The 2,206-nt window shown below is 67.8% G+C and carries 1 protein-coding gene; it reads right to left on the reverse strand.

All coding sequences use genetic code 11. The annotated features are described in order from the left end of the window. Positions 1-68 precede the first annotated feature (68 nt). Positions 69-2,206: RelA/SpoT family protein (locus tag ABD151_RS03040; protein ID WP_343991206.1), on the reverse strand; the 2,138-nt coding region annotated here is incomplete at its 5' end.

Here is a 2,206-nt window from a genome sequence, read left to right on the forward strand (position 1 = left end):
CAGGTGAAGAAGCGCGGGTTCGGACGTTAAGAAGCGCGGGTTCGGACGTTAAGAAGCGCGGGTTCGGGTTACTGGGTGATGCGGTAGGCGTCGAAGACGCCGGGGACCGAGCGGACTGCGCGCAGGACGGAGTCCAGGTGCTTGGCGTCGGCCATCTCGAAGGAGAACTTGCTCTTCGCGACGCGGTCGCGCGTCGTCGTCAGCGAGGCGCTGAGGATGTTCACGTGGACGTCGGAGAGCGCCATGGTGATGTCGGAGAGCAGGCGGGCACGGTCGAGTGCCTCGACGCAGATGTTGACCAGGAAGGTCGACTTCGCGGTCGGCGCCCAGTCGACCTCGACCAGCCGCTCGGGCTGGGCCTTCAGGTCCTCCGCGTTGGTGCAGTCGGTGCGGTGCACGGAGACGCCGCCGCCCTTGGTCACGAAGCCGAGGATCTCGTCCGGCGGCACCGGGGTGCAGCAGCGGGCCAGCTTCACCCAGAGGCCGTCGGCACCCTTGACCACCACACCGGCCTCGCCGGCCCCGGAGACCCGCGCCGGCCGGTTGCGGCGCCGCGTGCTCGGCATCTCGTCGGCACGATCCTCCGGGCCTCCCTCGACGCCGCCGTGGAGCTCGACGACCTTGCGCACCACGGTCTGGGCGCCCAGGTTGCCCTCGCCGACCGCCGCATAGAGCGAGTTGATGTCGCTCAGCTTGAGTTGCTGGGCGACCTGGAGCAGCTCGTCGTGCGACATCAGCCGCTTGACCGGCAGGCCCTCCTTGCGCAGGGCCTTGGTGATCTGGTCCTTGCCGCTCTCGATCGACTCCTCGCGGCGCTCCTTGGTGAACCACTGCCGGATCTTCGACTTCGCTCGCGGCGAGCGCACGAAGTTGAGCCAGTCGCGCGAGGGCCCGGCGTTGGGCGCCTTGGAGGTGAACACCTCGACCACGTCGCCGTTGTCCAGCTTGGACTCCAGCGGCACCAGCCGCCCGTTGACCCGGGCGCCGATGGTGTGATGTCCGACGTCGGTGTGCACCGCATAGGCGAAGTCCACCGGGGTGGAGCCGGTCGGCAGCGGGATCACGTCGCCGCGCGGGGTGAAGACGTAGACCTCGGCGCGGTTGATCTCGAAGCGCAGCGAGTCGAGGAACTCGCTCGGGTCGTCGACGTCGTTCTGCCAGTCCATGAGCTGGCGGACCCAGCCCATGTCCTCCTTGTCGGCGAGCCGGTCGGTGTCGACGCCGTTGCGGCCGTTCTCCTTGTACTTCCAGTGCGCGGCGACGCCGTACTCGGCACGGCGGTGCATCGAGAAGGTGCGGATCTGCATCTCCACCGGCTTGCCCTGTGGGCCGATCACGGTGGTGTGCAGCGACTGGTACATGTTGAACTTCGGCAGCGCGACGTAGTCCTTGAACCGGCCCAGCACCGGGTTCCAGCGGGCGTGGATGACGCCCAGCGCGGTGTAGCAGTCGCGATCCTCCTCGACCAGGATCCGGATCCCGACCAGGTCGTAGATGTCGGAGAACTCCCGGCCGCCGACGATCATCTTCTGGTAGATCGAGTAGTAGTGCTTGGGGCGTCCGGTGACCCGGGCCTTCAGCTTGGCGACCTTGATGTCGGCCTCGACCTGCGCGATCACCTCGGCGAGGAACTTGTCCCGCGACGGCGCCCGCTCGGCCACCATCCGCACGATCTCGTCGTAGATCTTGGGGTGCAGCGCCGCGAAGGCGAGATCCTCCAGCTCCCACTTGATCGTGTTCATGCCGAGCCGGTGCGCCAGCGGAGCGTAGATGTCGAGCGTCTCGCGGGCCTTGCGCTCCTGCGTCTCCTGCTTCACGAAGCGCAGGGTCCGCATGTTGTGCAGGCGGTCGGCGAGCTTGATCACCAGCACCCGGATGTCGCGCGACATCGCGACGATCATCTTGCGGATGGTCTCCGCCTGGGCGGAGTCGCCGTAGGTGACCTTGTCCAGCTTGGTGACGCCGTCGACCAGGCGGGCGACCTCCTCGCCGAAGTCGGCGGTGAGCTGCTCCAGCGTGTAGGGGGTGTCCTCCACGGTGTCGTGGAGCAGCGCCGCGACCAGGGTCGGCTCGGTCATCCCGATGTCGGCCAGGATGGTGGTGACCGCCAGCGGGTGGGTGATGTACGGCTCACCGCTCTTGCGCTTCTGCGGTGCGTGCAGGCGCTCGGCGGTGAGATAGGCGCGCTCCAGCAGCGCGAGGTCGG

The organism is Nocardioides dubius, assembly GCF_039528155.1.
GTDB lineage: Bacteria > Actinomycetota > Actinomycetes > Propionibacteriales > Nocardioidaceae > Nocardioides > Nocardioides dubius.